The sequence below is a fragment of the Pollutimonas bauzanensis genome, from assembly GCF_900129885.1.
Taxonomy (GTDB): Bacteria; Pseudomonadota; Gammaproteobacteria; order Burkholderiales; family Burkholderiaceae_B; genus Pollutimonas; species Pollutimonas bauzanensis.
The window spans coordinates 45,868-69,550 of the sequence record NZ_FQXE01000012.1 but is presented as its reverse complement, the minus strand read 5'-3'; the positions used below and the strand labels follow the sequence as shown (position 1 = coordinate 69,550).

Genomic DNA, 23,683 nt, shown 5'->3' with positions numbered 1-23,683 from the left:
AATGAAGGCTTTTCTTGCCGTGTTGCGCAGATTATCCAGCGGCGTATTGGTCGCCGCTGCCTGCGGTCTTGGCCTCGCGGCCTGCAGCACGACAGGCAGTTCCTTTGATTCGTCGGCGCTGCGCCTTATCGAGCCGGGCCGGACCACGCTGGCCGAGGCCAGCAGCCTGCTGAAATCCGACCCCACCGACACTTACCGCCAGCAGGACGGCTCCGCCATGGCGCGCTGGTCGCACAAGGCCAGCCTGGTGACCGATGCCGTCTACTTCAATCAGGAGCTCTGGCTGGCCTTCGGGCCGGACGGCCGGTTTGAACGGATAGTCAAGAGCGACAATATTCCGCGCGCCGATATGTTCGACGCCGGAAACCGTGTGGATACTCCCGCGGCGCAGGCAAACGCCCTGTCCGGCGGCGCAGCGCCCGCGGGCGCCGCTGTGCAATACCCGGCCGCCGCCGCTATACCCGCGGACGGCCCACATGCCGTTCCGGCACGAGGCGCCGCCACCCCTGGCGCCCTGTATAAACCCGCGGTGTCCTACCCCTTGCTGCAGTAGTTTCGCTTTGCTTCATATGTTCGCCGCTCTCGTGTCTCCCGAGCCGAGATCCATAACGCTATCCAGGTCTAATTATGTCTGATTCCATGCAGTCCTCATCCAACGATAAAAAGAGCAAGAAGCGCGCCAGCCGCGGCCGCTTCCGGTTCGCCGACGCCAAGGTAAGCACCATCCTGATGCTGGTGCTGGCCACCTTCATGGTCCTGATCATTGCGGTAGGCGGCATGGCGGCATGGTTCCTGTCCGAGAATTATGAAGGCGTGCGCAGCATGGAACGCCAGAATGAGCGCGGCCGCAGGGTGGCCGGGCTCGGCAGCGACATGATGGCCGCCCGGGTTTCGCTATTGAGCGCCGCGCGCTTCCAGCAAGAGGCCGCGGTCAATAACGACCCCAAGCTGCAGGCCAGCGCGCGGGCCATGCTGGACGAGGCGAACCGGCAACTGGCGTCCGTGAAGATGGACTTCAACGAGTTCCGCAAGAATACGCCCGAGACCGTGGACGGCCGCCGCCTGGCGACCCGCATCGTCAGCACCTATCAGCCTTATCTGGATGACGGCATCGACCCCATGGTGCAGGCGCTCGACAGCAACGACTATACGACCTTCTACTTCGTGAACAGCGAATTCGGCATCGCGCGCAGCGAAGCGTTTCAAGCGTCCATCAATACCTTTACCGATTACATAGACAAGTTTCAGCAAGAGTTCTTCGTGCAGGCCGAGGTCGAATTCCGGCAGGCCATGGTGGCCATAGGCATCGCGATACTGATAGGCTTCGTGATGATGATAGTCATGCGCATCGTGTTCGGCCGCGTCGTCGTCAAGCAATTGGTCCAGGCGGGCTCGCATTTCGACCGCATCGCCGGCGGCGACCTGACCCAGCGCATAGAAGTCAAGTCGCGCAACGAGATCGGCGTGCTGTACGAGGCCTTGCGGCGCATGCAGGAAAGCCTGACCCGCACCGTCAGCATCGTGCGCCAGGGCGTCGAGGAGATCAACCTGGGTTCGCGTGAGATTTTCATGGGAAACACCGACCTGAGCAGCCGCACCGAGCAGCAGGCCGCGGCCTTGCAGGAAACGGCGGCCAGCATGGAAGAGCTGTCCAGCACCGTGCGCCAGAACACCGACAACGCCACACAGGCCGACAAGCTCGCCAAGGGCGCTTCGGAAGTGGCGCTGCGCGGCGGCAAGGCCGTGTCGGCGGTGGTTACCACCATGGACGAAATCTCCACCAGCTCGGCCAAGATGTCGGAGATCGTCAGCGTCATCGACGGCATCGCCTTCCAGACCAATATCCTGGCCCTGAATGCCGCGGTCGAAGCGGCTCGCGCGGGCGAGCAGGGCAAGGGCTTTGCCGTGGTGGCGGGCGAAGTGCGCTCGCTGGCCCAGCGCAGCGCCCAGGCGGCCAAGGAAATCAAGGTCTTGATCGAAGAATCGCTGCTCAAGGTGCAATCCGGTGCCAAGCAGGCCAGCCAGGCCGGCGACATCATGCAGGAAGTGGTGGGTTCGGTCCAGGGCGTCACTACCATCATGGGCGAAATTTCATCGGCCTCGACCGAGCAGTCGGACGGCATCGAGCAAGTGAACCGGGCCGTGTCCGAAATGGATAGCGCCGTGCAGCAAAACGCCGCGCTGGTGGAAGAGGCCGCGGCGGCCGCTGGTTCCCTGCAGGAACAGGCCACGCGTCTGACCGAGGCCGTGGCCGTCTTCAAGATCAATGCCAATGAAGTCATAGACATGCCGGCGCAGGCCGCGGGTGTGTCGGGCCCGGCGGGCTACAACGCCCTGCAAGGGTCGTATTCCTGATCCTCTGATTGCACCCGCGCAGGCGGGCATATGAAAAAAGCTTCGGCGTCCGATATCGGACGCCGAAGCTTTTTAATCGAGCGCCGCCGCGCAATGATTCTAGGCGCCGGCCAGGGCCTGCACCAGCCGGGCCATGCTGGCATAGCCCGCGTCGAACAGCCGCGACAGGAAGGGGGTGGTCTGGGGCAGCACTATCGCCAGCAAGGTTAGCCCCACCAGAAGGCTGATGGGAAAGCCGACCGCGAAAACGGATAATTGCTGCGCCGTGCGGTTCAGGATGCCCAGCGATAGATTGATGGTGAGCAGCACAATAATCAGGGGCAGCGCCAGCAGCATGCCCGACACCATGACTTGCGAGCTCCATTCGAACAGCACGCCCCAGCCATTGGGGTCCAGCGCTCCCATCCTTATGGGCAGGATGTCGAAGCTGTGCGCGAAAGTGCCCAGCATCAGCAGGTGGCCATTGAGCGCCATGAAGACCAGCATCGCCACCACATTCATGAGGCGCGACAGCACGGCCGTGTTGGCGCCGGTCGCCGGGTCGAAGAAGGAAGCGAACGACAAACCCATTTGCAGGCCGATGAATTCCCCCGCGGTTTGCACCGCGGCAAACACTATGCGCATGGTCAGCCCCAGCGCCATGCCGATAAAGACCTGCTGCACGGCTATCCATATGCCCGCGAAAGAAGCAGTAGGCACGGCGGGCATGGGTGCCAGGGTGGGGGCGATCGCCACGGCGATGATGGCGGCGAAACCGACCTTGACGCGCGTGGGGATGGACGACTCGCCCAGCAGCGGCGCCGTGCCCAGCAGGGCGAGGATACGGAAAAAAGGCCACAGGAAGGCGTTGATCCAGGTGTAGAGCTGGTCGATGTCAACGGAAATCATGATGTTTCATCGGCGTCTGTCGTCCCGGTTGCGGGGAGCTATGACGCCAGGCCGGGTATCTGCGAGAGCAGGTTCCGCATGTAGTCGACCATGGTGCTGATGAGCCAGGGCCCTAGCAATACCAGTGTCGCCCCCACCGCCAGAAGCTTGGGAATGAAGGACAAGGTCATTTCATTGATCTGCGTGGCGGCCTGGAAAATGCTGATGAGCAGGCCTACCGCCAGGGTCACCAGCAGCAGGGGGCCGGCCATGCTCAGCGCCACTTTCATGGCCAGATATGTCATCGACATGACGGTTTCGGAATTCATGCCTTCCCCTTACTGATAAAAACTTCTCGCCAGCGATCCCAGCAGCAAATGCCAGCCATCGGCCAGCACAAAGAGCATCAGCTTGAACGGCAGCGATATGGTTACCGGCGGCACCATCATCATCCCCAATGCCATGAGCACGCTGGCGATCACGAGGTCGATGATCAGGAAGGGAATGAAGATGGTAAAGCCGATCTGGAACGCCGTCTTCAATTCGCTGGTGACAAAGGCCGGCACGAGGATGCGCAAGGGCACTTCTTCCGGGCCCTGCATTTCCGGCACATTGGCCATATTGGCGAACAGCGACAGGTCCGCTTCGCGCGTCTGGCGCAGCATGAAAGTATGCAAAGGCTTGACGCCGCGGTCCAGCGCCTGCTCGAAGGAAATGGTCCCGGCGCTCAGCGGCTGGTAGGCCTGCTCGTATATCTGGTCGAAGACCGGCGCCATGGCAAAGAAGGTCAGGAACATCGTCAGCCCGATCAGCACCGAATTGGGAGGCGAGGCGCCGGTTCCCATGGCGTTGCGCAGCAGGCCCAGCACAATGATGATGCGGGTGAAGCCGGTCATCATCAAGAGCATGGCGGGCAGGAAGGACATCATGGTCAGCATGACCAGCGTCTGTATGCTCAAGGACCAGGTCTGGCTGCCGTTGGCGCCCGTGGTGGAGGTAATGGCGGGCAGCGTCTGGGAAAAACTGACCGAGGGCAGGCACAGGGTCAGCAGGAAGATGCCCAGCAATATCCACACCTGCATGGCCGGCGCATCCAGGACGCGGCGGGCCAGGGCAAGAAAGCGGTTCATGGCGGTGGCAACAGGCAGGCGCACTCAGCGGCCTTTCATGACGTTGCCCAGCATGGCGGCGAAACCGCGCGCCGGAGCGCCGGCCTGCGGGGGAGAGGCGCCGGGATCCGCGGGCGGCAGAGTATGCAGCAAGGATATCTGACCGCTGGTTATGCCCAGCACCAAGCGGGCGTCCTCGACTTCGACCAGCGCCACATACGCCTTGGCGCCCAGGCTCTGCGAGCCCAGCACCCTGATGGACTGGTTGCCGCCGGTGCGCAGCCAGCCGGCCCTGCGCGTCAGCCACGCGCCGGCCAGTATCAGCATGACGATGAAAGTCAGGCTGACGACAAGGCGAAGTACGTCGGCTTCGTGCATGATCGGTTCAACGGCGGCTGTTGAGCCGGCTGATGCGGTCCGATGGAGTCACGATGTCGGTGACCCGTATGCCGTATTTTTCATCAACCACCACGACCTCGCCCTGGGCGATGAGGTAGCCGTTGACGAAGATATCCATCGGCTCTCCGGCCAGGCCGTCCAGCTCCACGACCGAGCCCTGGCCAAGCTGCAGAATATTCTTGATGGTCAGCCGCGTGCGCCCGAGTTCCACCGTCAATTGCACGGGGATGTCCATGATCATGTCGATGTCGCTGCTGCCTTCGATATCGGCATTGATCAGCGGCTGGAACACATGCGCCGCGGGGCTCGCGGCCAGGGGCGCGGCCGGCTGCGCCCCTGGCGCGGCGGCGGGGGCGGCGTTTTGCGTCGCGGTCTGTTCGGCCAGGGCGCTGGCCCAGTCGTCGACCTCCTGGGCCAGGCCGTCGGCCTGGGTCGACGAGCTCGCCGTATGAGCGGCCTGTTCGGACAGCGCGGCCGCCCAGTCGATGTCGCCGCTGTCGGACGCGGCCTTGTCTTGGGCGGGATCTTTGTTGGGATCAGTCATGTTTTCTTGCTTGTGTGAGTTCGGTTTCGGAATTCGCCAGTATCTTGTTCACGCGCAGGGCATAGCGGCCATTGAATGTGCCATAGCTGCATTCCATTACCGGTACGCCGCCCACATGCGCGGTGATGGCCGGCGAAATTTCAACGGGCAGAATATCATTGACCTGCAGCCTCATGAGTTCGGCGATACTGGTCTGGATGTGGGCGAAATCGGCAGCCAGTTCTACGTCGGCGCTGCGCACCTGGCGCGACAACTGCTGCATCCAGCGCTGATCGATGGCGCCGACATTGGCTTCCTGCAGCGGCCGGGTGAGCAGGTCGCGCACCGGCTCTATCATGGAATAGGGCAGGCAGATGTTCAGGTTGCCGCCGGACGAGCCCAGTTCTATATTGAATGAGGACACCACGACAATTTCATTGCCGCTGCTGATGCTGGCGAACTTGGTGTGCATTTCCGAGCGTATGTACTCGAACTCGATCGGATAGACCTGTTCCCACGCGCTGCCGTAGCTTTCCAGCGTCAGGTTGAGCAGGCGCCGGATAATGCGCTGCTCGGTGGTGGTGAAGTCGCGTCCTTCCACCCGGGTGTTGTAGCGGCCATGGCCGCCGAACAGGCTGTCGATGACCAGGAATACCAGGTTGGGGTCGAAGGTGAACAGCGCCGCCCCGCGCAAGGGCTTCATGGTGACCATGTTCAGGTTGCTGGGCACCGGCAGATTGCGTTCGAATTCGGAATATTTCTGTATGCGTATGGTGCCGACGGTGATGTCGGCATTGCGCCGCATGAAGCTCAGCAGTACCGAGCGCAGGCGGCGGGCGAAGCGCTCATTGATGAGCTCCAGCGTCTGCATCCGGTGGCGCACCACGCGGTCGGGCGAACTCAGGTCGTAAGGCCGTACGCCGCTCAGGTCTTCGACCTCGCGAGTCTTTTCATTGCTTTCGCCGGTTACGCCGGCCAGCAGTGCATCGACTTCGTCTTGCGAGAGAAGGCTTTGATATGACATTTATTGAACCACGAACGCGGTAAACAGCACACTGGTGATATCGGGACCCTTGTTGTGCGGCAGGTAAGGCTCCTGCAGCGAGGCGCTGAGGCTCTGCACCAGGGCCTGGCGCCCTTCCGGGGTCTGCACGCGGTCGGGCTGCTGCTCGGCCAGCTTTCTCAGCACCCGGTCGCGCACTTCCGGCATGTATTCGGTGACCATGCGGCGCGAGGCTTCGTCGGTCATGCGCAAGGTGATGGCCACATACAGGATGCGTTGCGTTTGCTCATTGCGCACCGTGACGGTAAACGGCTCCAGCGGCGTGAAGATAGGCGCGGGCAATTGCACGGCCGCTTTCCTGGCCGCGGGGATGGCTTCTTCGGGGATCTCGGCGTTGGCCAGCCCGAAACCGGTTTGCTGGTAATACAGAAAGGTCGCGCCTACGCTGGCGGCAATGATGAGCGCGACCAGGAACAGGGTCTTGATCGCTTTGAGGATTTTATTGGGTTCTGATTTTGCCATGGCCGGTCGGCTAGTGGATCGGTTGTAGGAAGTTGCCATTGTGCGCTGCGCGGGCGTGCCGATGGGCACTATTGTTCAAAGTATCCCATTGTGCCCGAGCGCAACACTTGTGATCGCGACGAATAAGACCATGAATACTCGTTAGCTCCGGGGTTTGGGCGGGCGCCCGGCCTGGTCAGGCAAAGGTATCGACCAGCGCGTCGGGCGCGCGGCCCCGCGCCGCCGGACGCGCCGACAGGTCGGCGGCTCCCGCCGCGCCGCCCGTGGCGGCTATCGAGGATTTGCGGCTGGCGCCAAACGACTCGTTGAAGGCCTGTTCCGGCTGGCCCTGGTCGCTGACGCTGGTTTGCCCCAGCGATATGCCCGCTTGGGCCAGCAACTGCTGCAGCTGCGGCAGGGCGTTTTCCACCGTCTGGCGCACCGCGGCGTGGGGCGACGTGAAAATGGCATGGGCCACATTGTCGCTGATATTGATGGAAATGCGCAGAGGCCCCAATTCGGGCGGATCCAGGCGCAGCTCCGCAGTGTGCGGCATATTGTGGCCGCCCTGGGTAAGGGAGACAAACTGGCGTCCAAAGTCGGAAGCCCACTGCGGGCTTTGCAGGGGCGTCGCGATGCCTGGCAGGGCCGGCTGCGCGCCGCTGTTGACGGCCGGGCCCATATTGCCCGGGAGCGGGGTGGAGTTTGCGGGCGCGCCGGCGGCGGCGCTGATGGAGCCGGCCTGGGCGGCGCTGAGGTCGGCCTGGGGCGCGGCGCTCGACGCGCTTGCCTTGCTGGCGGCGACATCGGCCATGATGGCCGAGAATTCGGCCGCCGGCGCTTTGCCGGGATTGCCATCGGCTGCGCGCAGCTGAGCCTGGGCGGCAAGCTGGGTTTGCCTTGCGCCGGTCGGGCTGCCCGTCTTGCGGGCGTTGAGTTCGGTCTGATGCGGCGCCGCGGCGGACTGTACCGGAACAAAACCCGCGGGCAAAGGCAGGGGCGCCGCCTTGTCGCCGGCGGCAGCCGCGGTATCGGGCGCCTGCGGGGCTGCCTGGGGCCGGCTATCTTTGCCCGCCTGCGCGGGCGCGGTCCTGGCCTTGGTCTGCGCCGGGCCGGCATCGGCGCCGCGGGCCAGCGCGGCGCGCAAATCACCGCCGGGCAGGTCGCGCCCCTGCGGGGCGCCGGCAGCGCCCGCCGCCGGCGCGGCGGCGGGCGCTGCGGCGCGGCCTGCGCCAGGCCGCTGCGCCGCTACCGCGAGGGCGGCTTCGGCGGCTATATTCAAGGCGATTTGCGGCAGGCTCAAGCCTTGCTCGCCGGCCAATTGGGCCAGCGCCTCTTCGTCGGCGCTGTCAGCGGCGCCTGGTTTGGCGCCCGGCTTGGCACCGGGTTTGGCGTCGGACTGGCCTTTGACTCCTGCCGCTGCGGCGCCTTTGGCGGGCGCGGCGGCGTCCTGCGCCGGCTGCTGGCCCTGCCGGCGCGTCAATACAGTGGAAAAACTCGGGCTGGCGGCATCGGCCTCGGCACTGGCGCCCGTTTGGGCGCGCCCCGGATTGCTGGGAGCAGCCGGCAAGGCAGCAGAAATCGTCGGTGTGTTCATGGCTGGCCCTGATCAGTGAGAGTGGTGTGCCCGGCGGTACAAATTCGCCGAGATTTCATCGCTGGCGAGTTGTTCGCTACGGTTGTCGCGCAGAGTCTGCTGGCGCGCCTGGCGCGTTTGCAGCGCTTCAAAAGAGCTCAAGCGGCGCTTCTCGGCATACCATTGCTGGCGCTCCTGCTCGATTTTGGCGTCCATCTGTACGACGACTCTATTTTGCTGCAAAATCGCCTCATCCAAAGTGGCGATAAACTGCCTAAAGTTGTGGTAGTTCGACGCCGAGAGCCCGGATTCGGTGGCTTTCTGCAGGCGCTGCGCGTAATCCTGGCGGTAAACCTGCAAGGTCGAGAGCTGGGCTTCAGCCTTTTGGCGCTCGGCCGTCAGCAACTGAAGCTGTTTGCCGGCCTTGTCGGCGCCGTCCTTGGACAGCCCGATCAAGGTGTTCAGCGAAGATGCGCTAGCCATGGTTCATTCCTTGCGGCGCGGACGCTTGCGATGGTTCGCCGCCCTGGCCCAGTAGTGTCTGCAATTCGCCGGTCGCCGCCGCGTAATCGACGTGCATTTCAATGCCTTGCTGCAAATAGGCTTCCAGCCATGGGTATTTTTCGATGGCCTGATCGATCTGCGGATCATTGCCCGGCGTATAGGCGCCCACCGCGATCAGGTCGTGGTTGCGCTGATAGCGCGACAGCATCTGCTTGAATTTGTGCACCAGGGCAAACTGCTCTTTGGGCACAATGGCGGACATGACACGCGAAATCGAGGCCTCGATGTCGATGGCAGGGTAGTGGCCCGATTCGGCCAGGCTGCGCGACAGCACGATGTGGCCGTCGAGGATGGCGCGCGCCGCGTCGGCGATCGGGTCCTGCTGGTCGTCGCCTTCGGTCAGCACCGTATAGAACGCGGTAATCGATCCGGCGGGCTTGTCGCCTATCGGGGCGCCATTGCCCGCGCGTTCGACCAGCGCCGGCAGCTTGGCGAACACCGAAGGCGGATAGCCTTTGGTGGCGGGCGGCTCGCCTATCGCCAAGGCGATCTCCCGTTGGGCCATGGCGTAGCGGGTCAGCGAGTCCATGATCAACAGCACATGCCTGCCCTGGTCGCGAAAGTATTCCGCCAGTTTGGTGGCGTATACCGCGCCCTGCAGCCGCAGCAGCGGCGATACATCGGCCGGGGCGGCGACCACGACCGAGCGCTTGAGGCCCTCGGGGCCCAGGTTGTGTTCGATGAATTCCTTGACCTCGCGGCCCCGTTCGCCGATGAGCCCGACGACGATCACATCCGCCTTGGTGTAGCGGGCCATCATGCCCAGCAGCACGCTTTTGCCGACGCCGGAGCCGGCAAACAGGCCCATGCGCTGGCCGCGCCCCACCGTGAGCAAGCCATTGATGGCGCGCACGCCCACGTCCAGCACGGTGTCCACCGGCGCGCGAGAGAGGGGGTTGATGATTTGCGCTCCCAGCGGCGCCGAGCCGATGTGGGTCAGGGGGCCCAGATCGTCCAGCGGACGTCCCGCGCCGTCCAGCACGCGGCCCAGCAGCGCGTCGCCGACCGGCAGATGGCGCGACAGTATGGGCGGAGGCCCCAGTTCGTCGAGCGCCTGCCGGGGCAGCGGAACATGGCTCTGGATGCCCGGTTCGATGGGGACCACCCTGGCGCCCGGAGGCAGGCCTGAAATATCGCTTTGCGGCATCAGGTACAAGGTATCGCCGTGGAAGCCGACCACCTCGGCATCGGCCCAGTAATCCCGGCCGGGAGAAATTTCTATTTTGCAGGCGGCGCCCACGGCCAGGCGCAGGCCGGTGGCTTCCAGGACCAGACCGGTGGCCCGCGTGATGCGGCCGCTGACATGCCAGGACTCGGTCGCGGCGACCCGTCTCGCTCCCGCTTCAAGCTGGGCCTGCCAGCGGGCGGTGGAGGTGGCCAGGAGCTCGGTCGTCTTGGACATCAGGCCTTCTTGGCGCCGGCAAGCTTATGCCCCAGCGTCGAGGTCACGCGCTGCCAGCGGGTCTGCAGCGTCGCATCGATGTTGCCCAGGACGGTTTCGGCCAGGCAGCCGCCGCGCTCGATGGATTCATCGGCCAGCAGCCGCCAATGGTTGACGCCGATGTCATGCTGCAGGTACTGGTCGACCAGGTCCAGGTCGGCGGGATTGACGCGCAGCTTGAGCATGGCTTCCTTGCTGCTGTCCAGATGGGTGATGTCGCGCACCAGGTCCAGTATTTTTTCAGGATGCGCATCCAGCGTGCTGCGCAGAACCTGTTCGGCGATCCGGATGGACAGGGAAATCAAGGCCTGGCCCATTTCCGCCTCTATCGAGGCGAGCGAGTCGGCGCAGGCCCGGGCCAGGGATTGCAGCTGCCCGGCTTCCTGCTCGGCGCGTTCGCGTCCGGCGGCATGGCCCGCGTCATAGCCGGCCTTGTATCCTTGCTCATGCCCGGCCGTGAGGCCTTCTTCGGTGCCCGCCGCCAGACCCTGCTCATGGCCGCGGGCATAGCCTTCGGCGTGGCCGCTCAATTGCGCGGCGCTGCGCAGGCGTTTGACTTCGGCATACAAATCGGCCGCCTTGGGCGCGGGCTTTTGCGCCGGCGCCTGCCTGACAGGCGCCGCGGGAGCGTCAAACGACGTCATTTCCCAGCGCTTCCACATATCGGCTTCCTGGTAGTTGCCAATCTGCTTGTCAGACATATTCGTCGTTTCCAAGACTGCCCAGGGTGAATTGACCCGCCTCGGCCAGTTTGCGGGCGACCTGGACAATGTTCTTCTGTTCTTCCTCGACCTTGGACATGCGCACCGGCCCTTGCGCATCGAGATCGTCGCGCAGCATTTCGGCGGCCCGGTTGGACATATTCTTGAAGAACTTCTCGCGCAGCTCTTCGGGCGCTCCCTTCAGGGCGATAGTCAGCGAGGTGGTGTCGATTTCTTTGAGAATGAGCTGGATGGCGGTGTCTTCGATCTCGGCCAGATTCTCGAAGACGAACATTTCGTCGACGATGCGCTGCGCCAGGTCGGCGTCCAGTTCGCGCAGGCTGCTCACCACGGCCTCTTCTTCCGTCGAATTCATGAAGTTGAGTATTTCGGCGGCCGTGCGCACGCCGCCCATCTTGCTGCGCTTGGCGCCTTGGCCCGACAGCATGTTGTTGAGCACGTCGGTCAGTTCATGCAGGGCGGCCGGCTGCACGCCGCCGAAGGTGGCGATGCGCAGCATGACGTCGTTGCGCAGGCGCTCGGTAAGCAGGGCCAGGACGCCCGAGGCGCGGTCGCGCTCCAGGTGCACCAGTATCGTGGCGATGATTTGGGGATGTTCGTCGGCGATCAGTTCGGCCACGCTGGTGGCGTCCAGCCAGTTCAGCGCGTCTATGCCATTGGCGTTGTCGCCGGCTTCCAGTATGTCCTCGATCAGGCCGGCGGCGCGGTCGTTGCCCAAGGCCTTGGTGAGCACGGAACGTATGTACTCGTCCGAACCCAGGGTGACGGCCATGAACTGGTCGGCTTCCTGGCGGAACTCTTCCAGAACGGCGTCCACGTCGGCGCGCGTGACCTGCTTGAGGTTGGCCATGGCCGACCCCACCATCTGCACTTCGCGGGCGCTCAGGTATTTGAAGACTTCGGCCGCGGCGTCCTCGCCCAGTGACATCATGAGGATTGCGCAGCGGTCCAGGTTGGGATCAGCGGTTGCCATTTTTTTCCATCCATGAACGCAGCACCATGGCGACGGCGCGCGGGTCTTTTTCGGCCATGGTGCGGGCCGTAGTCATATTGTCTTCGTAGCGGCTGATTTCCGATGCGCGCCGTTCCGCCGCGGCCATCTGCTCGCGGTTGGTGGCGATCTCGGCGGCCTCGGCGTCGGTCTGGACCTTCGCCTCGGCGGCTGTTTCCATCATCGGCCGCACGAGCTTGCGCCACACCAGCAAGACCAGCAGAGCGATAAACAGGTACTTGGCCAGCTGCACGGCGTAATCGAGGTAGACCGGGTTTTCCCAGACCGGCGGAGAAGGCGGCGTGTCGTCGCTGAAGGCGCTGTTGACGACGCTCAGGGTATCGCCGCGTTCGGCCGAATAGCCCATGGCCTGCTTGACCAGATCGTTGAGTTTTGCGAGCTCTTCCGGCGGCAAGGCTTCAGGCTTGCCGTCGTTGCTGCGGTAATTGACCACGACCGCGGCCGACAGGCGCCGCAGCTTGCCCAGCGGTTCCTTGACGTGGTTGATGGTGCGGTCTACTTCATAGTTGATCGTGGCGTCGTTGCGGGAACTGGCCGAGCCGTTCTGTGCCGCGTTAGTGCCGGCGGGAGCGGTGGCCAGGTTGCCGGGCGCGCCATTGGCGCCCGCATTGGCTGGATTCTGATTCGCCGCCGGCGCCGGCGGCGCGGTGACGATAGGCGCCGTGGCATTGGCGGGAGGCTGGTTGGTCAATGCGCCTGGCACGCCCTCCGGCGGCAATACATTGTTCTGCACCGATGCGCTGGTCTGCTCGCTGCGCACCGCCGCGTCGCCAGGCTTCTGGTTGGGGCGGTAGACTTCCGACGTCTGTTCACGCTGCGAGAAGTCCATATCGGCGCTGACTTGCGCGCGCACATTGCCCGACCCGACCAGGGGGTTGAGCAATGTCAGGATGCGCTGGACGGTGCGCGATTCGATATCGTTGACCAGGTTGCGCCGGCTGCTGTCGGCGCCGGCTTCGCCGCTGGGGGACGTCAGCAGGCGGCCATTCTGGTCCACGACCGATACCTTGTCGGCCGTCAGGTTGGGAACGCTGGACGAGACCAGCCAGGTAATGGCGCCGACCTGGGCGTCGCTCAGGCTGCGGCCGGGGTAGAGGGTGAGCAGCACGGACGCGGTGGGCGCCTGGCGATCGCGCACGAACAAGGATTCGCGCGGTATGGCCAAGTGCAGGCGGGCGCTCTGCACGGCGTGCAAGGCCTGGATCGAACTGACGATCTCGCCTTCCAGCGCCCGCTGGTAGTTGATTTGTTCGGTGAACTGGCTGGCGCCGAAGCGGGTTTTGTCGAGCAGGTCGAAACCGGCTTCGCCGCTGCGCGGCAGGCCCTGCTGGGCCAGTTGCAGGCGCGCCTCATGGACCTTGTCGGCGGGCACCAGTATGGCGTTGCCCGTGGAGGCCAGCTGGTAGGGCACGTTCATCTGCGTGAGCGCCGCGACAATGGCGCCGCCATCGCGATCTTCGAGATTCGAGAACAGGACTTTATAGTCCGGCGCCCGGCTCCACAGCAACAGCACGGCAACGATGGCCACGGCCGCCGCGGCGAGGCCCAGTTGTACGGGCTTGGACCAGGTGCCTATTTTTGCAAGTGCCGGAAAGCGGGCCAACAAATCAGCCGGTTGGCTCATTGACGACCTCTAGCGCTGTAATGGTTCTGGCGTGGCGAGAACGTCGAGCTGGTAGTTGGCAAGGTGTACATGCGGCAAGACAAAAATAAGGGAGTGTGAATTATTGCGTGGAAAGCCAAACAGGCAAGCGTCGAAAAACACTGCTTTTGGGTGTTATTTAGCTCTTATGGAATGCGTGGCGGACAAGACGCGCCACGGCGCGCCTTCAGTGGGTCCCGAGCGGTGACTATAGCCTTTGAGCCCGGTGGCGCTATTGCGGGAAAAGACCGGTGTTTTGGGCCTTGATGCGGCGCTTGCCGCTGCGCGATTTTCGCTACATTAGGCAGGCGTGAAAATCCCAGGCGTTTGGATCTATACATATGGCTATACAAAATCTATCTGCAATCGAAAGCATGCTGTCGCAGATGCGGGCCGTCGCGCAGGCGGCCTCGGGTACGTCGGCGCCTGCGGCGGGCGCTGTGGCCGACTCGGGCGGCTTTGCCGCGGAATTGGCGCGTTCTCTGGGACGCGTGTCCGATATGCAGAACAGTTCGGCCGCGCAGGCGCGCGCGTTTCAGCTGGGCGCGCCCGACGTGGCCCTCAACGATGTGATGATAGACATGCAGAAAGCGGGCATTGCCTTCCAGGCGACCGTGCAGGTGCGCAACCGGCTGGTTGCCGCCTATCAGGAAATCGCCAGCATGGCGGTATAGGGCTGGTTTTGCGGGGCGCTTCGCGCGCCTAGCCAGCAGCTGGCCGATTCATCAGCAATTCTTCGCCCTTGCCGCCCTCCAGGGCATATAGCCAGGCCAGCAGTTCGGCGATGGCGACATACAGCTGCGGGGGAATGTGGGCGTCGAGGTCTATTTGCATCAATAGACCTACGAGCTCCGGCGACTCATGTACATACAAGCCGTTTTCCCTGGCTGTGCGGATAATCGTTTCGGCCAGCGTGCCATAGCCCTTGGCGACGACGCGCGGCGCGGCGTCCTGCTTGTCGTAGCTAATGGCGACGGCGACCGGCCGGCCATCATCGAGGGCGTGCGTGCCGGCCGTCATGAGCTGGAGCCGTTATCGGCGCCAGCGCCCGGCGGGTTCGCCGCGCCGTCTTGCCGGCCGCCGGCGGCGGCGTTCCAGGCATTGTCGGCAACCGACAGCTGGCTCAACTGCAGGCCCAATGCGGAATAGCGTCCGCGCAAGGCCTCGGCATGTTCGCTCAGCAAGGCCGAGGATTCCGGCGCAATCAAATGCATGACCACTTGCTGTCCGGCCAGCGTCAGCCTGGCCTGGACCGTGCCCAGCACTGGCAGCTGGATATTGATGCGGGTGGCCCAGTGCTCGGTTTCGGGCGACAGATCGGTGTCTTCCCTGGACGGTTCACGGCGATTGATTTCCCACTCCATGGGTGCATTGGGCCAGGCTTCGCCGCGCCAGGCAAAGGTTTGATTGGCCAGCACTTCCAGTTGCTGGCGCACCAGTTGATGGGTTTGCGGGTCCAGGCCGGGCACGGGCACGGCGCCGCCTGGATTGGCGCCGCCCGGCGCGGCGGCGGAGGCAGTGGCGGATGCGTTCTGGCCAGGGAGTGTTTCGCCGCGCTGGCCCTGGCCCGCGGCGCTGGCGCTATCCGCGCCTGCGGGGGGAAGGGCATGGGAGGCGCTAGGCGGCGCCGGCGCGGCGCCTGCGCTGTTGCCGGACGCCGCGCCGTCCACCGCGCCGCGTGCCACCTGGGCCTGCGGCTCCATTTGCAGCTGGCTGAGGCTTTGCTTGCCGAAGGCCAGGTTATTCAGGTGCGATTCGTAAAATATGCCGCTGCTTTGCAAGGCCTGCGCCAGCGCCTGCGCCAATTGGGCGGGCACCGAGGCCTGCGTTGAGGCCGGCGCGGCGGCAGCCGAGGTGGCGGCCGGCCCGCCCAGCGGGCCGGCCGTGCCGGCGCTTGCGGGCGCTGGGCTGTTCAGGCCGCGGCTTGCGCCCGCGGCGGCGTCGGAACGCGCCGCATTGTTCGCGGCGCCGCCGCCGGCCAGGGCGCCGTCGGCAAGGCGTGGCTGGGAGCCGAGCAAGGGCGTCTTGCCTTGCACCGCGGCATCCTGGTCCGGATAGTTCGCCAGCAGCGCCAATATCGTCCTGGCGGCATGGCCCAGGCTGGTCGGGGCCGACCGGGTGGTGCTGGTATTGGGCGCGCTGCGGGCCGCCAGCAATTCGGCCGTGCGGGCATCCAGCTTGGCGCGGGCTATCGCCTGCCGGGCTTGCTGTTCGGTTTGCGCCGTGGCGCGGTCCACGCTGTCGCGCGGCTGGCGATGCGTTTCGTTCTGGGCGGCGTCGGGCCGCTCGGGGTTGCCCGGCTGGGTTACCGCGTCCGGGCGCGCCCCGGTGACCAGGTTGGCTTGCTGAGATAATGTCGTGCCCAGAACGGAATCAAGCCGGTGCACCAACAGGGTGCCCAGAGCCGAGGGGCCGCCTATGCTCATGATTACGAGACAGTATGGGAATAAGCCTGCAAGACGGTCTGCTGACGTTTCATATTGCCCAGCAGCATTCCCAGGCGGCCAAGCTCGGGCGTCGCCAGCATGCGGATATGGGCGTCGTCATCGAGAATCTTGGTCAGCAAGTCTTTGCGCGCCTGGCGGTCTTCATCGCTGAGCGTGGCCATGGCGCGCAGGGATTCAACGGCGTCCTGGTATTGCTCGCCCAGGGCGACCACCCGGTCCCAGTTGTTGGCGCGCGCTTCCACCAGCATGCTGCTGGAAATGCCGGCTATGATTTCGTACTGGCGCAAAATGGACGAGGAATGGCTCATAGGTAAAATCATGGGGCGGTCTAGGGCGGATTGAGGTGGCGAAGATAAAAGCGCTTGCATAAGGTTGGTCAGGCAAGCATATGATATTTAAAGGTTAAAGACTAGGGGTATGCGTTCGGTATAACGGCCTAGGCTGTTTGACTGGCCTCGGCTTCGATGCGGGGGTCGACGGCGGCGCGCCAGGCGCTGCCTATATCGATCAGCAGGCGCTCGGCCAGCGCGAGTTTTTCGAGGTCGGCATTCAGGTTGGCCAGAAGCAGATTGCGTATGATCAATTCGTAGGTGGCGACCAGGTTGGTGGCCAGCTCGCCGCCCGATTCCCGGTCCACGCTGGCCTTGAGGCCCGAGTCGACGATATCGATGGCTTTGGATATGGCCATGCCGCGCCCTTCGAGATTATTGCTTTCCATATGGAGCCGGGCTTTCAGGATGGCCGCCTGGGCGCCGTTGAACAGCAAGGTGATCAGGTGTTCCGGACTGGCGCTCAGCACTTCGGTTTCCAGTCCTATATTGGCATAGGCCTGGATGGAATGTTGCCGCCGCGGGCCGCGTGCAGAAGCGTAGGTCATGATTGGTCGTTCAAATTGCTCAGCATGGCGAGCTGCTGGGTCAGGTAGCTGCTGACGGAATTCATCTGCGCCATGGCGGTATCCAGGGCGGTGAATTGCTTGCGATAGTTTTCCATTCTAGCGTCGATACGGTCGGACTCGGCCTGGTATTGCTTGTTCATCTGCTTCAGGGTGTCCGTCATGCTGTCGGCGGCCGAGTTGATCAGGCCCCCGCTTTTCACATAGGTATCGGCGACAGCCCCCAACTGTTTGCTGATGCCGTTTTCACCGGCGAACAGGCTTTGCACGTCGACCATGTTGTCTTTCAAGGCCGCCGCGAGCTTGTCATCATCCACCTTGAGCGTGCCGTCGGTGGGGCTGGTGGTGATACCGAGTTGGGCCAGGGTACGGACTGCGCCGGTGCCAGCCGCGTTCAAGGCGCCGCGCACCTGACTTTGCACATTGCGGGCCAGGCTGTCGCCGGTCAGCGCGCTGCTCTTCTGATTGTCGACATCGTACGAGGTCAGGGTCTTGATGATGCTTTGCAGATTGTTATAGGCCGAGACGAAGGTATTGATGGCCTTGGACGCGACGCTGTCGTCCTTGGTGATCGACAAGGTGTCCGCGCTGCCCGCTTCATTCTTCTTGAGCAGCGTCAGCGTCACGCCATCGATGGCGTCTTCGACGGTATTGGATTGGGACGTGATCTGTATGCCGTTGACCAGCAGGCTCGCATTCTTGGCGGCCTGTTCGGTAAGGGCGCCCGTGTTGGGAGCGCCGCCCGAGCCTTTCACGAAGCCGATAGTATTCTGGAGCGCCGTGACGTCGGTGCCGGCGCCGGCGTCGGTAACGGTGATGCGTTCAATCGAGGCTTTTTCGCCTGTTTCTTTGGCGGTCAGCAACAGATAGGATTTGGGCGGAACCGATCCGTCATTGATCAGCGTGGCGCTTACGCCCAGGCTGGAATCGCTGTTGATGGCCTTGGCTATGCCTTCCAGCGAGGTGTCGGCGGAATCCAGCGTCAAGGTCTTGGCGGCGTTGCCGGCCAGCTTTATTTCAATGCCGACTTTACCATCGGCCAGGGCGGCTTTGCGATTGGTTTGGCCAGCGCTGGTCAAGGTTTGCGCCGTCGCCAATTCCTGGACTTCGATGCGGTATTGCCCGGCTATGCCCTTGGCGGACGCGCTGGCGGTGAAGGCGTCGCCGCTGACGGTGGTTTTCAGCGCGCCGAAAGTCTCGGCCTTGCCCAGGGCATCGGACGCTGTCTTGAGCGCTTCGATGGAGCTTTTGATGGTGCCGTAGCCGGACAGGCGGTTTTGTACCGCGGTGGCCCTGGATTCGATCAGGCCCAGCGACAACTCTTCGTTGGTGCGCAAATTTTCCAGCAGTTCGCTCAGGGGAAGACCGGAACCGACGCCGATAGATGAAATAGCCATAATAATGAAGAACTCCGAGTGCAGCTATTATGCTGCAGATTAATACGATTCAATGCTTGCGATAGCGGGGATAAGCTCATGCTTTTTAGGCGTTTACCCCAATAGCTGCGCTATAAGCCAGGCCCTAGGCCTTGGTGTTCACCACTTGACCCTGCAACTGGACTATCATCTTGGCGACCCGTATGACCGCATCGCTGGGCACCGTGCGCAGGACTTCGCCGGTGGCGCTGTCGATGATGGAAACCACGACGCGCTGCGCGTCTGGGTCGACGTCGAAGCGCATGCCGGTGGCCCAGGCCTTCATGTTGTCGTTGACGTCTTCCAGGGCTTTTTCCAGGGAATTGGGGTTTGCGTCCGCATCTTGCGGCTGGCGCGGCGCCGTGGCGGCGCCACCGCTATTCAGCGCTTCCCCGGACGGCGTCACCTGCACGGCGGGTTCGGGAATCGATAGCGGGCGTTCAAGGTCGACGGCAGCGGGAACAAAAGGCAGTGATCCGGGATTAGCGCCTATGGGGTTGACCATCTCGTGGCTCCTGAAAGTTGTTGGGTACAGCGCCAGCGGCCGCGTAACCTCCAAGCCATGCGCCTCATATATGCTTAATAACGGCAGCTATTCAGGAATCTTTAATCCCCGGGTATACCCCAATAAGGGGAACAGGCAATAAAATGCCCGGCTGATCATCCCTCCGTGCGGGCCCAAGGGCAGTCACAATAGGCATTCTGTATGTTTGTTTTATCGATCCCGCATGCCTAGCTCCGAAGACCGCCTCGTCGGACAGTACGCTCCCATGGTCCGCCGCCTGGCCCTGCAGCTTATTGCCAAGCTGCCCGCCAGCGTGGAGCTCGACGACCTGATGCAAGCCGGCATGATGGGCCTGCTGGACGCCGTGCGGCGCTATCAGCAGACGGCCGAGGCGCAATTCGAAACCTACGCCATCACGCGCATACGCGGCGCCATGCTCGATGAACTGCGCAGCCAGGATTGGCTGCCGCGCAGCGTGCGCAGCAAAACCAAAAGCATAGAGCAAGCCATACACCAGCTCAGCCACCGCCTGCTGCGGCCGGCCACCGAGGCGGAAATCGCCGAGGAGCTGGGCATGCCGCTGGCGGAGTACCAGGACTTGCTGGAAGAGGCCCGCGGCGTGCAAATCATCCACTACGAGGATTTGACCCGTGGCGGCGACGATGCCGCCCATCCCCTGGACCGCGTTCACGGCCAGGGCGCCGGCAACGATGAACAAGGCCATTGGGCCAATCCGCTGAACCGGCTGGTGTCGCAAGGCTTGCGCAATGCCTTGACCCTGGCCATCAAGGCGCTTCCCGAACGCGAGCAATTATTGCTGTCGCTGCAGTTCGAGCAGGACCTGAACCAAAAAGAAATCGGCGCGGTCATGGGCATCACCGAAGGCAGGGTATCGCAGTTGCGCTCGCAAGCCGTGGCCCGCATCCGCGCCGCCCTGGCACAGGACAACTGGCACGAGAACCCCGGCGAAACCGAGTTCCAGGCGCTGCTGTAGACGACGCGCCGCACCCATTTTGGGATTTGCGTTTTCTTAAAGATGTATTTAATATACATCTTTAAGAAAAGAAGCATTCAGCAACATTCAAAAGGGAAGTTCCATGGATATCGAGCGTTTCAAGCACCAGCACGTGGAAATACTGGACGGCATCGCCAGCCTGCGCGAATTCGCCCACGCCGGCATAAAAGAGCACGCCTACGAAATCGCCCGGGCGGTCGTGGCGCTGAGCACCGTAGTCAAACTGCATCTGGCCATTGAAGACCGCATCCTGTACCCGGCCCTGCAGAACGGCCCGGACGCGCGCCTGGCCGAGATGGGCCGGGCATACCAGGACGATATGAAAGGCATCGCCAACGCCTATATTGCCTTTTCCCGCCGCTGGACCGCCGCCGCCATCATCGCCGAAAAAGCCGAACAATTCAGGGCTGAAGCGAATGTAGTCCTTAAAACCCTGCATGGCCGCATGCAGAAAGAAAACACCGAGTTCTATCCGGCCATCGAAGCGATGTAGCAGGCAGGCAAGTCACTTGGCAGGTAGCGGTACAGTCCTGTTTTTGACCAGGCCCGAGCCAGCCAGGCGCCGGTCGCCTGATGGTTTGCCGGTCAGTTCAGCAGTTTGATGAAGCGGCGTTATTCTGCCCCAGGCTTGCGTGGCTGGCGCCGTCGACATCAATATCGACCATCATCCAGAATCCGTTCTCATAATTGGCGTTGGCCGCCCAATGTTCTGGTGATGATGGCCGGGGAATCGAATCAGCGTCGTTCAGAAAATGCGCCTCAACGGCTTCCTGTGCGTTGGCGGCTATATCACGAATATGGTCGGCGGCGGAAAAGCATCCCGGAAAGTCCGGAAAAATGATGCCATAGGCGCTGCCGGGTTCTTTATGCACATAGATCGGATAAAGCATAAGCGTTTCTCTTAAAGTCCTGCTTGTCGATAAATGCTGCGCACTGTAGGAAGGGGGAGATCCTTGCCAGGATGTGGCACGGTGACCTTGCCCGGTTTGGCGGGATGCCTGAAATGATGATGGGATCCCACCGTGTGGATATGCACCCAGCCATCGGCCAATTGTAGTGCCCAGGGCGTCAGCGCAGGACGGCAGGCAGGAGCGACAGCAGATACAGCACCAGTCCCACGCAGCCGCCCACGAAGGTTCCATTGATCCGGATGTACTGCAGATCCTTGCCGATGTTCAGTTCGATCTGCCTGGACATTTCGCGCGTGTCCCAGCCCTTGACGGTATCGCTGATGTGCCGCGTCAGGAATGCGGCAAAGTCGGGCGCCATGCGCTGCGCGGCATCTTCCATGTGCAGGTTGAGCGAGGCGCGCAGGTTCTCGTCGCGCGCTACCGCCTGGCCTATCCAGCGCCCGGACGCGGCGACCTTGGCGTGCAGAACGGAATCGGCGCTGTCCAGATCGCGCTTGAGCCAGCCGCGCATCGCGCCCCAGAGCTCATTGATGTAGGCATTGAGCGCCGCGTCGTTTTTCAGATATTGCTTGATTTCCTCGGCCTTGCGCATGGTGTCCGGATCGTGCTTGAGCCGGGCTATCAGTCTGTGAGCGTAGCCATCGAACTCCTTGCGCAAATCATGTTCGTCGTTATTGATGACGTCATCCAGCAGGGCATTGACGGTGGTGGAGATCAGTTGCGCGCCGTTCTCGCCCAGCCACTCCGTGGGCAGCATTTTTTCCTTGAGAGGGTGTTCGCGCTTGATCCACTGGACAATCTGCCTGCAGATGAAATCGCGGGTATCGGGCCTGTTCAGCAGCGCCGTCAATTGCCTGATGCTTTGATCGAGCAAGTCCTGGTGCCTGCCGTCCTTGGTTAGGCTGTCCAGTATGGAGCCGGCGGATGCCGACAGGTCGATTTTATCGATGACCGCGTGGATCGCGTCCTTGATGAAGGCCTGTATCCTGACGTCGTCGGTGAAGTCCAGGATGCCGCGCAGCAGCTTGGCGATATGCCCGCCCAGCTGGTCGGCATTGGCGGGGGCGTTCAGCCAGTCGGCTATCTGCCGCGCGGGGTCGTGCTTCCTGATCAAGCCCACGATGGAGGAAACATCCAGGAACTTCTCCCGGACGAAGGCGGCGAGGTTGTCGGCGATCCGGTCCTTGTTCCTGGGGATGATTTCCGTATGCTTCGCAATGAAGGGAATGGGAATGCGCCTGAAAAGCGCGGCAACGGCAAACCAGTCGGCCAGGGCGCCCACCATGGCCGCCTCGGCCATGGCCTTGATGGCGCCGGTCCAGAAGTTCCGGGGAGCCAGCAGCATGACTACGAACACAAGCGCCGCGACAAGCAGCCACGCGACGGCGCGCCGCTTGGCTTTCCGGAGCTCTGCTACTTTATCCATTCATATCCCGGCGATTCAGGGCTTGGACCTTGGCCGCCCCGGTTTTTCATGCGGCCTGCCGTTCCGGAAAATACACATCCACCGAAATTTCCGAGTAAGGCGCAGACACCAATCCTTTTTCGTCTTTTTCGATGGCCTGCCATTCAGTCAATTTTTCTACATCGTTGTGCACATTTTTGTAATCGCGGCCCAGCGATCGCGCCAGTTCCGCGATGGAAAGCGGTCCCAATTCGCGCAGGGCGGCCAGAAGCTCCCAGCGCCGCGGCGTAAATACCGCAAACAACTGCCCGACGCTGGCGAAACCTACGCTGAAGTATGGCGCGGGCGTTTCGCCGCGATCCAGCGCCTTCATGGTGCTGGCGACCTGCGCCAGGGCGGCCTTGGGGTCTTCTCCCACCTTCACATGCAAAGTTCTGTCATTCATGGCTCTGCTCCTTCAATATCCGCAAGAAAGTCAGCAATCAATTGATCCGGATTAATGAACAAATAGGGCAGTTCGATGCCGCCGATATGCTTGTGATCGCCTTTGCCACGCTCATTATCGTAGCCAACGACACGCCTACCATTTATTACATATGCCAAGCGGTACTTGTAAGAATGCTGTGACGGCGGAGTGGGACGTGGCAACTGCCAGACAACCATCTCGATAAAGCCTGATCGAAAGGCGATACGGCTGCGGCGTATCAAGACCGCTTTCATGTCATTAGGCCACGGCCGACCTATGGTGTCAAGAGCCATAATATGATATTCGGAAAAGAATAAATATATGGCTCTTCCTGGCTCGGACGCCAGACGCGAATATGCTGTTTATCCGTCAGGATTTTCCGGCGGCGCCTCGCGAAAAACTGATTACGCCAGTACGGTATCGTCGTTGATCTGGACCATTTCCTCGCTGCAGGAACGGGCACCCCGGCGCAACAGGCGCTGGTAAAAACCTGGCGTCATATCGGTGACGAAAACCTCATAGCCTCGGGCCTTGGCGGCTATATATATCGCCTTGATCAATATTTTCCCCAAACCCTGGCCTTTCATGATGCCGGGGGTGCTGATGCTGCGTATATGCACCTGCCTGTCGGCATGAATGACCTCGATGCGCAGCAGGGTGGCCCATGTGAGCTCGCTTTCATCTTGCTGGCATTTGACTTCGACCAGCCCCGGCCGCACGTCGAACTTGTGGCTGCTCAACTTTTCCAGATAGGGGGCCAGCAGCGGCTCCAGCGCGTTGAGTATTTCGTTTTCCAGTTCAGTCATGGCTTTTACATCCTTATTTCGTGGCAAGGCGTATGGGTGACTTCGGCGCGCGCATCGACGGCTTCGCGGCGGCGTGTCCCATCATACTTGACTGGCCGCGCTGC

Annotated in this window: 30 protein-coding genes; 5 read left to right on the top strand and 25 right to left on the bottom strand. The window is 62.6% G+C overall.

Annotation, left to right across the window (positions count from 1 at the left end):
* Position 1 precedes the first annotated feature (1 nt).
* Complete coding sequence (locus tag BUB23_RS19215; protein WP_073106350.1) at positions 2-553, top strand: hypothetical protein; 552 nt, start codon at positions 2-4, stop codon at positions 551-553.
* Between the two features lie 74 nt (positions 554-627).
* Entirely contained in the window at positions 628-2,355 is a 1,728-nt protein-coding gene (locus BUB23_RS19210) for a methyl-accepting chemotaxis protein (RefSeq protein ID WP_073106347.1), read from the top strand.
* Positions 2,356-2,454: 99 nt separating this feature from the next.
* Here BUB23_RS19210 and fliR read toward each other — a convergent pair whose 3' ends face one another.
* The 13 genes from fliR to fliF all read right to left on the bottom strand — a co-directional run bounded on the left by fliR (position 2,455) and on the right by fliF (position 13,696).
* Complete coding sequence (fliR, locus tag BUB23_RS19205) at positions 2,455-3,243, bottom strand: flagellar biosynthetic protein FliR (RefSeq protein WP_073106344.1); 789 nt, start codon at positions 3,241-3,243, stop codon at positions 2,455-2,457.
* A 38-nt stretch (positions 3,244-3,281) separates the two neighbouring features.
* On the bottom strand, positions 3,282-3,551 hold the full coding sequence (fliQ, locus tag BUB23_RS19200) for a flagellar biosynthesis protein FliQ (protein ID WP_073106341.1): 270 nt from the start codon (positions 3,549-3,551) through the stop codon (positions 3,282-3,284).
* 9 nt (positions 3,552-3,560) lie between these two features.
* The gene (gene fliP, locus BUB23_RS19195) at positions 3,561-4,304 is read right to left on the bottom strand and encodes a flagellar type III secretion system pore protein FliP (RefSeq protein WP_073106604.1); all 744 of its coding nucleotides are present in this window, start codon (positions 4,302-4,304) and stop codon (positions 3,561-3,563) included.
* A 72-nt stretch (positions 4,305-4,376) separates the two neighbouring features.
* A complete protein-coding gene (fliO, locus tag BUB23_RS19190) occupies positions 4,377-4,709 on the bottom strand; it encodes a flagellar biosynthetic protein FliO (RefSeq protein WP_073106338.1) in 333 nt (110 codons plus the stop codon).
* A gap of 7 nt (positions 4,710-4,716) precedes the next feature.
* Positions 4,717-5,274 carry a flagellar motor switch protein FliN gene (gene fliN / locus BUB23_RS19185; protein WP_073106335.1) on the bottom strand — a complete coding sequence of 186 codons (558 nt, stop codon included), beginning with the start codon at positions 5,272-5,274 and terminating at the stop codon, positions 4,717-4,719.
* Positions 5,267-6,277, bottom strand: a complete 1,011-nt coding sequence (fliM, locus tag BUB23_RS19180) for a flagellar motor switch protein FliM (protein WP_073106332.1) — start codon at positions 6,275-6,277, stop codon at positions 5,267-5,269. The genes fliN and fliM overlap by 8 nt, the downstream gene beginning before the upstream one ends.
* Positions 6,278-6,778 carry a flagellar basal body-associated FliL family protein gene (locus tag BUB23_RS19175; protein WP_073106330.1) on the bottom strand — a complete coding sequence of 167 codons (501 nt, stop codon included), beginning with the start codon at positions 6,776-6,778 and terminating at the stop codon, positions 6,278-6,280.
* 175 nt (positions 6,779-6,953) lie between these two features.
* Complete coding sequence (locus BUB23_RS19170; RefSeq protein ID WP_084136133.1) at positions 6,954-8,354, bottom strand: flagellar hook-length control protein FliK; 1,401 nt, start codon at positions 8,352-8,354, stop codon at positions 6,954-6,956.
* Positions 8,355-8,366: 12 nt separating this feature from the next.
* Positions 8,367-8,816 (bottom strand): flagellar export protein FliJ, encoded by a 450-nt coding sequence (gene fliJ / locus BUB23_RS19165; RefSeq protein ID WP_073106325.1) that lies wholly within the window; start codon positions 8,814-8,816, stop codon positions 8,367-8,369.
* Positions 8,809-10,299: a flagellar protein export ATPase FliI gene (fliI, locus tag BUB23_RS19160; RefSeq protein ID WP_073106322.1), complete on the bottom strand. Its 1,491-nt coding sequence runs from the start codon at positions 10,297-10,299 to the stop codon at positions 8,809-8,811. The genes fliJ and fliI overlap by 8 nt, the downstream gene beginning before the upstream one ends.
* Positions 10,299-11,039 (bottom strand): flagellar assembly protein FliH, encoded by a 741-nt coding sequence (fliH, locus tag BUB23_RS19155; protein ID WP_073106320.1) that lies wholly within the window; start codon positions 11,037-11,039, stop codon positions 10,299-10,301. Before fliH ends, fliI begins: the two co-directional genes overlap by 1 nt.
* A complete protein-coding gene (fliG, locus tag BUB23_RS19150; protein ID WP_073106318.1) occupies positions 11,032-12,033 on the bottom strand; it encodes a flagellar motor switch protein FliG in 1,002 nt (333 codons plus the stop codon). The genes fliH and fliG overlap by 8 nt, the downstream gene beginning before the upstream one ends.
* Positions 12,020-13,696, bottom strand: coding sequence for a flagellar basal-body MS-ring/collar protein FliF (gene fliF / locus BUB23_RS19145; RefSeq protein ID WP_073106316.1), 1,677 nt, complete (start codon positions 13,694-13,696; stop codon positions 12,020-12,022). The genes fliG and fliF overlap by 14 nt, the downstream gene beginning before the upstream one ends.
* 359 nt (positions 13,697-14,055) lie before the next feature.
* Here fliF and fliE point away from each other — a divergent pair, with 359 nt between their 5' ends.
* Positions 14,056-14,388: a flagellar hook-basal body complex protein FliE gene (fliE, locus tag BUB23_RS19140; RefSeq protein WP_073106313.1), complete on the top strand. Its 333-nt coding sequence runs from the start codon at positions 14,056-14,058 to the stop codon at positions 14,386-14,388.
* A 28-nt stretch (positions 14,389-14,416) separates the two neighbouring features.
* Here fliE and BUB23_RS19135 read toward each other — a convergent pair whose 3' ends face one another.
* The 6 genes from BUB23_RS19135 to BUB23_RS19110 all read right to left on the bottom strand — a co-directional run bounded on the left by BUB23_RS19135 (position 14,417) and on the right by BUB23_RS19110 (position 18,976).
* On the bottom strand, positions 14,417-14,734 hold the full coding sequence (locus BUB23_RS19135; RefSeq protein ID WP_073106310.1) for an EscU/YscU/HrcU family type III secretion system export apparatus switch protein: 318 nt from the start codon (positions 14,732-14,734) through the stop codon (positions 14,417-14,419).
* Positions 14,731-16,140, bottom strand: a complete 1,410-nt coding sequence (fliK, locus tag BUB23_RS19130; RefSeq protein ID WP_073106308.1) for a flagellar hook-length control protein FliK — start codon at positions 16,138-16,140, stop codon at positions 14,731-14,733. Before fliK ends, BUB23_RS19135 begins: the two co-directional genes overlap by 4 nt.
* Positions 16,141-16,142: 2 nt before the next feature.
* Entirely contained in the window at positions 16,143-16,469 is a 327-nt protein-coding gene (locus tag BUB23_RS19125; RefSeq protein ID WP_073106304.1) for a flagellar protein FliT, read from the bottom strand.
* Between the two features lie 128 nt (positions 16,470-16,597).
* Positions 16,598-17,038 carry a flagellar export chaperone FliS gene (gene fliS / locus BUB23_RS19120; RefSeq protein WP_073106301.1) on the bottom strand — a complete coding sequence of 147 codons (441 nt, stop codon included), beginning with the start codon at positions 17,036-17,038 and terminating at the stop codon, positions 16,598-16,600.
* On the bottom strand, positions 17,035-18,453 hold the full coding sequence (gene fliD / locus BUB23_RS19115) for a flagellar filament capping protein FliD (RefSeq protein ID WP_073106299.1): 1,419 nt from the start codon (positions 18,451-18,453) through the stop codon (positions 17,035-17,037). Before fliD ends, fliS begins: the two co-directional genes overlap by 4 nt.
* A gap of 124 nt (positions 18,454-18,577) precedes the next feature.
* The gene (locus BUB23_RS19110; RefSeq protein ID WP_073106296.1) at positions 18,578-18,976 is read right to left on the bottom strand and encodes a flagellar protein FlaG; all 399 of its coding nucleotides are present in this window, start codon (positions 18,974-18,976) and stop codon (positions 18,578-18,580) included.
* Between the two features lie 223 nt (positions 18,977-19,199).
* Between BUB23_RS19110 and BUB23_RS19105 the strand changes: the two genes are divergently transcribed.
* Positions 19,200-19,970, top strand: coding sequence for an RNA polymerase sigma factor FliA (locus BUB23_RS19105; RefSeq protein WP_073106293.1), 771 nt, complete (start codon positions 19,200-19,202; stop codon positions 19,968-19,970).
* Positions 19,971-20,073: 103 nt separating this feature from the next.
* Positions 20,074-20,484 carry a hemerythrin domain-containing protein gene (locus BUB23_RS19100; protein ID WP_073106290.1) on the top strand — a complete coding sequence of 137 codons (411 nt, stop codon included), beginning with the start codon at positions 20,074-20,076 and terminating at the stop codon, positions 20,482-20,484.
* Between the two features lie 97 nt (positions 20,485-20,581).
* On the opposite strand, the gene BUB23_RS19095 is transcribed toward BUB23_RS19100, so the two are convergent.
* The 6 genes from BUB23_RS19095 to BUB23_RS19070 all read right to left on the bottom strand — a co-directional run bounded on the left by BUB23_RS19095 (position 20,582) and on the right by BUB23_RS19070 (position 23,579).
* Positions 20,582-20,881 (bottom strand): type II toxin-antitoxin system HicB family antitoxin, encoded by a 300-nt coding sequence (locus BUB23_RS19095; RefSeq protein WP_073106287.1) that lies wholly within the window; start codon positions 20,879-20,881, stop codon positions 20,582-20,584.
* 11 nt (positions 20,882-20,892) lie between these two features.
* On the bottom strand, positions 20,893-21,027 hold the full coding sequence (locus BUB23_RS19090; RefSeq protein WP_425439564.1) for a type II toxin-antitoxin system HicA family toxin: 135 nt from the start codon (positions 21,025-21,027) through the stop codon (positions 20,893-20,895).
* A gap of 32 nt (positions 21,028-21,059) precedes the next feature.
* On the bottom strand, positions 21,060-22,328 hold the full coding sequence (locus BUB23_RS19085; protein ID WP_073106281.1) for a DUF445 domain-containing protein: 1,269 nt from the start codon (positions 22,326-22,328) through the stop codon (positions 21,060-21,062).
* A 46-nt stretch (positions 22,329-22,374) separates the two neighbouring features.
* A complete protein-coding gene (locus tag BUB23_RS19080) occupies positions 22,375-22,752 on the bottom strand; it encodes an HVO_A0114 family putative DNA-binding protein (protein WP_073106278.1) in 378 nt (125 codons plus the stop codon).
* A complete protein-coding gene (locus tag BUB23_RS19075; protein ID WP_073106601.1) occupies positions 22,749-23,027 on the bottom strand; it encodes a toxin-antitoxin system TumE family protein in 279 nt (92 codons plus the stop codon). The genes BUB23_RS19080 and BUB23_RS19075 overlap by 4 nt, the downstream gene beginning before the upstream one ends.
* A gap of 150 nt (positions 23,028-23,177) precedes the next feature.
* Positions 23,178-23,579 carry a GNAT family N-acetyltransferase gene (locus BUB23_RS19070; RefSeq protein WP_073106274.1) on the bottom strand — a complete coding sequence of 134 codons (402 nt, stop codon included), beginning with the start codon at positions 23,577-23,579 and terminating at the stop codon, positions 23,178-23,180.
* Between the last annotated feature and the right edge of the window lie 104 nt (positions 23,580-23,683).

Bases quoted from the DNA above. Each gene is read 5' to 3' on its own strand.
- BUB23_RS19210 (WP_073106347.1), top strand. From the start codon at position 628: ATGTCTGATTCCATGCAGTCCTCATCCAACGATAAAAAGAGCAAGAAG.
- BUB23_RS19125 (WP_073106304.1), bottom strand. From the start codon at position 16,469: ATGAGCCATTCCTCGTCCATTTTGCGCCAGTACGAAATCATAGCCGGC.
- fliN (WP_073106335.1), bottom strand. From the start codon at position 5,274: ATGACTGATCCCAACAAAGATCCCGCCCAAGACAAGGCCGCGTCCGAC.
- BUB23_RS19100 (WP_073106290.1), top strand. From the start codon at position 20,074: ATGGATATCGAGCGTTTCAAGCACCAGCACGTGGAAATACTGGACGGC.
- fliG (WP_073106318.1), bottom strand. From the start codon at position 12,033: ATGGCAACCGCTGATCCCAACCTGGACCGCTGCGCAATCCTCATGATG.
- BUB23_RS19070 (WP_073106274.1), bottom strand. From the start codon at position 23,579: ATGACTGAACTGGAAAACGAAATACTCAACGCGCTGGAGCCGCTGCTG.
- fliR (WP_073106344.1), bottom strand. From the start codon at position 3,243: ATGATTTCCGTTGACATCGACCAGCTCTACACCTGGATCAACGCCTTC.
- BUB23_RS19170 (WP_084136133.1), bottom strand. From the start codon at position 8,354: ATGAACACACCGACGATTTCTGCTGCCTTGCCGGCTGCTCCCAGCAAT.
- BUB23_RS19085 (WP_073106281.1), bottom strand. From the start codon at position 22,328: ATGGATAAAGTAGCAGAGCTCCGGAAAGCCAAGCGGCGCGCCGTCGCG.
- fliQ (WP_073106341.1), bottom strand. From the start codon at position 3,551: ATGAATTCCGAAACCGTCATGTCGATGACATATCTGGCCATGAAAGTG.
- fliD (WP_073106299.1), bottom strand. From the start codon at position 18,453: ATGGCTATTTCATCTATCGGCGTCGGTTCCGGTCTTCCCCTGAGCGAA.
- fliI (WP_073106322.1), bottom strand. From the start codon at position 10,299: ATGTCCAAGACGACCGAGCTCCTGGCCACCTCCACCGCCCGCTGGCAG.
- fliE (WP_073106313.1), top strand. From the start codon at position 14,056: ATGGCTATACAAAATCTATCTGCAATCGAAAGCATGCTGTCGCAGATG.
- BUB23_RS19095 (WP_073106287.1), bottom strand. From the start codon at position 20,881: ATGCTTTATCCGATCTATGTGCATAAAGAACCCGGCAGCGCCTATGGC.
- fliJ (WP_073106325.1), bottom strand. From the start codon at position 8,816: ATGGCTAGCGCATCTTCGCTGAACACCTTGATCGGGCTGTCCAAGGAC.
- fliF (WP_073106316.1), bottom strand. From the start codon at position 13,696: ATGAGCCAACCGGCTGATTTGTTGGCCCGCTTTCCGGCACTTGCAAAA.
- fliO (WP_073106338.1), bottom strand. From the start codon at position 4,709: ATGCACGAAGCCGACGTACTTCGCCTTGTCGTCAGCCTGACTTTCATC.
- fliS (WP_073106301.1), bottom strand. From the start codon at position 17,038: ATGACCTACGCTTCTGCACGCGGCCCGCGGCGGCAACATTCCATCCAG.
- fliP (WP_073106604.1), bottom strand. From the start codon at position 4,304: ATGCAGGTGTGGATATTGCTGGGCATCTTCCTGCTGACCCTGTGCCTG.
- fliM (WP_073106332.1), bottom strand. From the start codon at position 6,277: ATGTCATATCAAAGCCTTCTCTCGCAAGACGAAGTCGATGCACTGCTG.
- BUB23_RS19105 (WP_073106293.1), top strand. From the start codon at position 19,200: ATGCCTAGCTCCGAAGACCGCCTCGTCGGACAGTACGCTCCCATGGTC.
- BUB23_RS19135 (WP_073106310.1), bottom strand. From the start codon at position 14,734: ATGACGGCCGGCACGCACGCCCTCGATGATGGCCGGCCGGTCGCCGTC.
- fliK (WP_073106308.1), bottom strand. From the start codon at position 16,140: ATGAGCATAGGCGGCCCCTCGGCTCTGGGCACCCTGTTGGTGCACCGG.
- fliH (WP_073106320.1), bottom strand. From the start codon at position 11,039: ATGTCTGACAAGCAGATTGGCAACTACCAGGAAGCCGATATGTGGAAG.
- BUB23_RS19080 (WP_073106278.1), bottom strand. From the start codon at position 22,752: ATGAATGACAGAACTTTGCATGTGAAGGTGGGAGAAGACCCCAAGGCC.
- BUB23_RS19075 (WP_073106601.1), bottom strand. From the start codon at position 23,027: ATGAAAGCGGTCTTGATACGCCGCAGCCGTATCGCCTTTCGATCAGGC.
- BUB23_RS19175 (WP_073106330.1), bottom strand. From the start codon at position 6,778: ATGGCAAAATCAGAACCCAATAAAATCCTCAAAGCGATCAAGACCCTG.
- BUB23_RS19110 (WP_073106296.1), bottom strand. From the start codon at position 18,976: ATGGTCAACCCCATAGGCGCTAATCCCGGATCACTGCCTTTTGTTCCC.
- BUB23_RS19215 (WP_073106350.1), top strand. From the start codon at position 2: ATGAAGGCTTTTCTTGCCGTGTTGCGCAGATTATCCAGCGGCGTATTG.